Source organism: Pseudomonas sp. Q12-87, assembly GCF_001269755.1.
GTDB lineage: Bacteria > Pseudomonadota > Gammaproteobacteria > Pseudomonadales > Pseudomonadaceae > Aquipseudomonas > Aquipseudomonas fluorescens_S.
In genome coordinates this window covers 20,500-27,013 of record NZ_LHVI01000001.1, presented here as the reverse complement: position 1 = coordinate 27,013, position 6,514 = coordinate 20,500, and the positions used below count along the sequence as shown (strand labels likewise).

Genomic DNA, 6,514 nt, shown 5'->3' with positions numbered 1-6,514 from the left:
GTGGTGGGGAAATTCCTTGTGGCAATGAAATCCATCGTGGCGAGGGAGCTTGCTCCCGCTGGGCTGCGCAGCAGCCCCCAAAAGGCTGAATGCGATCTACATGGCACAACGCGGTGGCTGCGTTCAGGACGAGGGAGCTCCTGCCCCCAATCTCTCTGTGGGAGCGAACCTGCTCGCGATGAAATCGACTCGGTTCCAGACCAAAACAAGTCACCCGCATCGCCGGCAAACCCTACTCCTACAGACCCTGGCTACACACCTCCACCAACCCACGCATCCTTGCGCCTTTGCCTACAACTACGCCAGAATCCGCCCGCTTGTGCGCCTTGTCCCTGGGCTCTATTGTCTTCCTGCCACTGCCCATCAGTGGTCGGGTTTAGTAGCCCGGACGACATCCCGGTTGCACGAGCCTCATCAGTAAGGCATTTGCCTGCACTTGATGGTGGCTGTGCGCTTGGCGCCTTCGGGCGCGCCGGTTTGGGTGTGTCACCGGTCTACTAACCTGCGCACAGCCGCCACCCCTTCGTTTAGTAGCGAGATGGTTGCGGCCCTACTAGAGGGAAGACATACCCATGTTCAAACCTACACCGAATCCGCCAGAGGCAGATTCCTCCGCACAATCCGCAAAATCCAAAGCCAAGCAGCAAGACGAAACCACCAAACGCGTACTCGATCACTACCTGCTGCCGAAATCTGAAAAATCTAAAGATGAACCAAAACCGGGCCAGCTATTCACCGTCGTGAAAGGCCTCGACAACGAATGCTTGCTCGCTAATCTCAGTGAGACGCTGGCTTCGGCTGATGCGATGGTGAGTGACCTCGCGTTCGAACTGGATGGATCGAGGCGTCATGTGGCGCTGGGGATTCAGCAATTGATTGAGCTAGGTTCGTTGTTGGCGAATCGGGTGTTGGATAACGTCGACCTACGTTAACCGCAACACCATCAAGCTATGTGGCGAGGAGATATTTCCCCCTCGCCACACATTGCAGGCCCTCATTCCTGGCGACGCATGAATTCTGCGAAAAGAGGAACTGTAAAGTTCAGATATCCGTGATCTGTGCTGTAGATCATTCCCTTGGAAATGATGTTGGCCCGAGTCGGACCAAGCGATGATTGAGGACGCCCCATCACCTTCGCAACATCAGCGATGGCATAGGGGCCATCGCCAAGGGTGGACATGGCTTTTACAAACTGAACCTCCGAAGGTGTAAGCCGATCGATACGGACCCTGAAGAAGCCCGCATCGAGAGAGGCCAATGTCTCCGAGTAAGAATGCTCGACATCGTCAACAGTAATTTCGGGCCCCTCGGCGTTGTTCCATGCCGTGGATGCCCACTCTTGAAGAAAGAACGGATAGCCCTGCGTCCGATCAACAATGCTGTCCAGAGCTGCGGTGTCGATAGAGGCTTCCTCCTCTAGGATCGGCTTTTGAACGGCTTGAGTCGCAGACGGTTGATCAAGCGCCCCCACCTCCGGGTAAAGAAAAAGCCGCTCGGCATATGACTTCGCCTCACCCGCCAGCCGAGCAACTTGTGGAAGACCTGCACCGACCAGCAGCACCGGAAGCCCTTCTTGCGACATGCGATGGATGGAGACAATCAGTGCCGATAGATCTGCTTCGGTGAGGTATTGGACTTCATCAATGAGAAGAATCCAGCCTTTACCGGCGGCCTGCGCGGCTTCACCTATTACCGTAAAAAGATCTGGAAGGTCATATTGAAGATTTCCGCTATCCGCGAGTCCAGGCTCAGGCTCAACACCAATCTCGATACCGCCAATATCAATCTTGAAGATTGATGCAAAGCTGCGAAGTCCTTTTAGCCCACGATTAGCAATTTGCTTGGCGACCTCAACGCTGGAAAGCGCGCGCATGACCTTTCGCATTTCAGGATAAAGAAGACGTGCAAGACTTTCACGTTCTGGCGCCTCCACTTTGGAGACGAAAAGACCTTCCTCCTTTGCAATTTTTCCTATCTCATTCAACAGGACCGTCTTACCCGTGCCTCTTAAGCCAAGGAGCATGATGGAACGAGCACTTCGCCCATTGACGGCTCGTCCACAGGCAATTCTTGCCGCCTCAAGAATCTGGTCGCGCCCCGCCAGTTCAGGGGGCCTGCTGCCCGCCCCGGGCGCAAACGGATTACGATAGGGATCCATGTCGACCTCACGAAATAGCAAAATCTATAGAAAGATAGCTAAAGCTAGCTGAAATACCTAGTTTTTTCTATGCATTGCTAGCATTCAATAGAAGCGGATTTATTTCTGATCTTTTCTATGAGTGCTGTGCCTATGGTCCGCGGCGCTCAGGGGCCGGACTTTCGAGGCACGGGGCCGTGGACACGCCTATCAGACAGAAAGAGCCAAGCTGTGAACATATCGACCTGCGGAACGGCGTTTCTTGGCCGAACTCTACCGATCATGAATGGTATCTAATAGCCGCTCTCTGCCGGTGACGACAGTCGAGAAAAACGACGAAAAAGGGACGAAAAAGGGGTCGCCACGGGCCGTTTGCTTTAAGGCCACAAGGCTCCTACGGCGCTCGCGTCAGTCTCGAAAGTTGCACCTTCAACATGGAAAACCTTCGGTTCCTTCGAGAAATATTCCTCCAGCCTCATCATGAACAACCGATGGTCTTCACTCGCTTCGAAGCGCGGGGTGTGATCTTCCAGTGATTGCCACCGCACGATCAGGTTGAACTGCTCGGGGGTTTCGATCCCTTGCGCTAACAGGTGGCCGCCGTAACCCTTGGCCCGTGTGAGCAATGGAGCGACTTCGGCAAATGCGCGTCGGAACGTTTCAATGCGTTCTTTGTGAACAGGGAGCACAGCGATTTCATACACCATGACGCACCTCTGATTGGCTAAAAGTCCACGTTTACGGGATGAGCGATGGCTCGACGGCAATCGCGATTTTTCCTCGAAGACCGTTGTTGGGGCTTTCCAATCGGGCATGGGCCAGGGGGATGTCGGCCAGCGAATAGACGGCGCCGACGTGTGGGCGCAGTTGACCGCGGGCTATCAATGCGCTCAGCTCATCAAGCTTGCCGCGGTTTTGTCGGGTGAATACGAAGTGATAGCTCGCATTCTTGCCCCAGGCCTGGACAAGGTTTTGTGGCTGGGCGATGTCCACGATCGAGACGACGCGGCCCAGTTGGGCGAGTACATCGGGGCTGCGTGACAGTGTGTTGCCGCCGATGGTGTCGAACACCACATCCACGCCGTGGCCAGCGGTTTCCCGAAGGACGGCGTCGACATAATCTTCTTTCTCGTAGTCGATGATCACGTCGGCACCCAAGTTGCGGGCAAACTCAGCGTTCGCATCGCGCACAGTGGTGAACACCCGGGCGCCCATGGCTTTCGCCACTTGGATCGCGACATGCCCGACGCCTCCAGCGCCGCCGTGGACAAGAATGCTCTCGCCGACCCTGAGCGCCGCGCGCACCACCAGAGCTTCCCACACCGTCCCGCCCACCAGGGTCAGGCTTGCGGCTTCAAGATGGCTCAGTTCGGGCGGCTTTTTCCCGACAATGCTTTCGGCCGCGACGTGGTACTCGGCATAGCTGCCCGCCCCTTCAAATATTTGCGGGGTGTACCAGACTTCGTCGCCAGGCGCGAAGGTCGTCACACCGGGCCCTACGGCTTCGACCACGCCGGATACGTCGTGGCCGGTGATGGCCGGCAGTGGCACGAGGTCGGGATAGTCGCCGCGTCGAACCTGGTAATCCAGCGGATTGATGGAGGTGGCATGCACCCGGACCAAGACTTGTCCCGCTTGCGGCACGGGTTTGGGCACGTCGCTAAGCTCGAACGATTCAGGACCGCCGAATGATTTAAGCGTCATCGCTTTCATAGTAAATCCTCGCATCTAGAAAAAGGGATATCGAGATATCTCGATATACCTCGATAAAAAAATGCTACAAGTCTTTCCCAATGATCTCGGCGAGAGCACTGATGGTTGCTTCATTGCGCTTGTAGTAGGTCCACTGGCCGATGCGCCTGACTTCCACCAGGCCCACCCGTTGCAACGTGGCCAGATAACCGGACACCGTTGACTGCGACAGGCCGATCCCTTCCTGGATACTGCTGACGCAGACGCCGACCGTGTCAACGTCACCCTCATCCTGCGGGGGGAAGTTTTTTGCCGGATCTTTCAAACCTTTCAGGATTTGGAGACGTGTCGGGTTTGAGAGGGCTTTGAATATTTCGAGTAGGTCCATGTGGCGATGATATCGAGATTTCCAGATATGTCAATACGTGAATTGGGATAACTCATAGGCTGGTATTCTGAGGCTGCTGCGCAGCCTAGCGGTGGAATAAGGGGACTGGAGTAAGGGAACAGATATATTTCCAGCACTTTTCATTTGCAGATAAAACTGGGTGTCCCCTTTTCATGGCCTTCTCGCACAATTGAGGCAAGCAACAGATGACGGAACAGCTTTGCGTTGTATTCATTCCGGCGCTTTCGGTAGCTTTGCAAAGCGCCGAAACGAACAAAGGCTCACCTGCTCATTGCTGCCGAAATGAGAGGCAGCTATTGACCCGAAAGCAGACATCTATCAAGAAAAATCTCTGCTAGTCCCGATATATCAGACAGATCGTGTTGGCTGTTTGGGGCTGCCGCGCAGCCCAGCGGGGCGGTTCGACGTTTCGATGAATCTCCCCGGTACGGGGGGTTGTGTGTTGGCCGGCATTCGGGGCACGGAGGGCTTTTTTGTGAGTGCTTCGCACTCAAGCGGGAGCAAGCTCCCTCGCCACGGGACCTTTGTCGGTTTTGGGGGCGGTGCCAGGGATCGTCAGCCATCAACCACCAGTTCCATTACCTTTCCAAAACCAAGTCCGAAGGATCCCACCCTTCCGGGCGCTTCTGACCGAAAGCGTCGCGTAGCTCGACATCGACATTCTCCAGTAGGAGCATCTGCCCGTTGGCGAGCTGCCAATCATAGAAGTCTGAAAAGTCCGCTTTCGCCAAGGCCCGGATCGTCTTTGCAACGAAGCCGTGGGCGACCAACAAAACGTGTTTCGACGGGTAGCGCTTTTGCAGCTCGAGCAGCCCCTCTCGAACACGCTGGACCACGTCGCGAACCGCCTCTCCATCCGTTGGCCCGACCGCCCAGCACCGCGTGATGTTTTGAGACCAAAGCTCTGGGTAACGCTCGCTTGCATCAGCCTGGGTCAGCCCTTCAAAAACTCCCACGCTGCGTTCGCGAAAAGCATTCAGGGTTGAGCTTGGTAGGTTCAATGTGCGGTTCAGGATGACGGCGGTTTCTTGGGCTCTACGCAGAGGGGATACGATCATCGCGTCCAGGTTGGACGGCAAGTGCTTGGCTAGGGCGAGGGCCTGCTCTCTGCCTCGTTGATTTAGCCCGGGATCGATGGATCCGACGTAGCGCTTTTCAGCATTCAGCTTGGTTTCCCCATGCCGGACTACACATAGATTCACGAGATCCATCTCCATCGCTCAGGGCTGGAAACTATAACAGCGCCATAAAAATGCAACTCGCGTAGGCGTCCGTTCTGTTGGATATATGTCGTCTGGTAGGGCGCTATCGCGAGCAAGCTCGCTCCCACAGGGGTTTGGTGTTGGGCTGGGTTTTAGTACCACCGCGCCTCGCCCGGTGGACGTTTCTTGAAGCGTTTCATGCTCCACATGTATTGGCTTGGGTAGGCGCGCACGTAGCGTTCGACCACTTGGCTCATGGCGGCGCAGGCGGTTTCGGTGTCGGTGCTGTACATGGCGTCTGGGGCGGCTTCGAGGATAACTTTGTAGCCGGAGCCGTCCGGCAGGCGCAGGGCGTGGAGGAAGACGCCGACGGCTTTGCCGCCGGCGAGCATGTTCGGCACGAACTTGCTGGTCAGGGCTTGGGTGGCGAAGAAGGGCACGAAGATGCCGGCGGATTCGGCCGGTTCCGGGTCGGCGGGGATGCCCACTTGGCCGCCCTTGCGCACTTCCTTGATGACGCTGAGGATGCCTTCCTTGGTGGACGCGGCGACTTTGTTGCCCAGTTGTACGCGTTGTTTGCGCAGCAATTCGTCCACGGCCTTGAGCTTGGGTGGGCGGTAGAAAATGATCGGTTTGCACTGGCTGCAATAGAAGTGGTTGAGCACTTCCCAGTTGCCCAAGTGGCTGGTGATGCCGACCACGCCTTTGCCCGACGCCAGCGCGTCTTTTAATACGTCCAGGCCTTCGACTTCGCGCACCAGGTCGATGGAGCGCTGGGCCGGCCAGATCCAGGCGCAGGCGCTTTCGGTCAGGGATTTGCCGATGTCCTTGAGGCTTTGGCCCACCAGGCGCTCGCGCTCGGCCGGGTCCATCTCGGGGAAGCACTTGGCGAGGTTGATCCGCACCACATCGCGGGAGCGGTTGGGCAGCTTCCACATGAGCCAGCCGATGGCCGAACCCACCGCTTGCACCGCGCGCCAGGGCAGCAGCGCAAACAACCGCAGAGCGCCGACCAGCAAGGCGCCTTTCAACTTATCCACAGGTCACTCCTGAATTCTTGGGCGTGTTACGAGC

The 6,514-nt window shown here is 56.7% G+C and carries 7 protein-coding genes; 1 reads left to right on the top strand and 6 read right to left on the bottom strand.

The window, feature by feature from the left end; all coding sequences use genetic code 11:
* The first annotated feature begins 572 nt into the window (after positions 1 to 572).
* The gene (locus tag AD663_RS00110) at positions 573 to 932 is read left to right on the top strand and encodes a DUF6124 family protein (protein WP_003177102.1); all 360 of its coding nucleotides are present in this window, start codon (positions 573 to 575) and stop codon (positions 930 to 932) included.
* A gap of 62 nt (positions 933 to 994) precedes the next feature.
* Here the strand turns inward: AD663_RS00110 and AD663_RS00105 are convergent, their stop codons facing one another.
* The 6 genes from AD663_RS00105 to AD663_RS00080 form a co-directional block, all read right to left on the bottom strand.
* Positions 995 to 2,158: an ATP-binding protein gene (locus AD663_RS00105; protein ID WP_003177101.1), complete on the bottom strand. Its 1,164-nt coding sequence runs from the start codon at positions 2,156 to 2,158 to the stop codon at positions 995 to 997.
* A gap of 356 nt (positions 2,159 to 2,514) precedes the next feature.
* Positions 2,515 to 2,844: an antibiotic biosynthesis monooxygenase gene (locus tag AD663_RS00100; protein ID WP_053213055.1), complete on the bottom strand. Its 330-nt coding sequence runs from the start codon at positions 2,842 to 2,844 to the stop codon at positions 2,515 to 2,517.
* Between the two features lie 31 nt (positions 2,845 to 2,875).
* Positions 2,876 to 3,850 (bottom strand): zinc-dependent alcohol dehydrogenase family protein, encoded by a 975-nt coding sequence (locus AD663_RS00095; RefSeq protein WP_053213054.1) that lies wholly within the window; start codon positions 3,848 to 3,850, stop codon positions 2,876 to 2,878.
* Between the two features lie 64 nt (positions 3,851 to 3,914).
* Complete coding sequence (locus AD663_RS00090) at positions 3,915 to 4,217, bottom strand: helix-turn-helix transcriptional regulator (protein ID WP_053213053.1); 303 nt, start codon at positions 4,215 to 4,217, stop codon at positions 3,915 to 3,917.
* 599 nt (positions 4,218 to 4,816) lie between these two features.
* Positions 4,817 to 5,449 carry a histidine phosphatase family protein gene (locus AD663_RS00085; RefSeq protein ID WP_256217147.1) on the bottom strand — a complete coding sequence of 211 codons (633 nt, stop codon included), beginning with the start codon at positions 5,447 to 5,449 and terminating at the stop codon, positions 4,817 to 4,819.
* Positions 5,450 to 5,592: 143 nt separating this feature from the next.
* Positions 5,593 to 6,480 (bottom strand): lysophospholipid acyltransferase, encoded by an 888-nt coding sequence (locus AD663_RS00080; RefSeq protein ID WP_003177096.1) that lies wholly within the window; start codon positions 6,478 to 6,480, stop codon positions 5,593 to 5,595.
* Positions 6,481 to 6,514 lie beyond the last annotated feature (34 nt).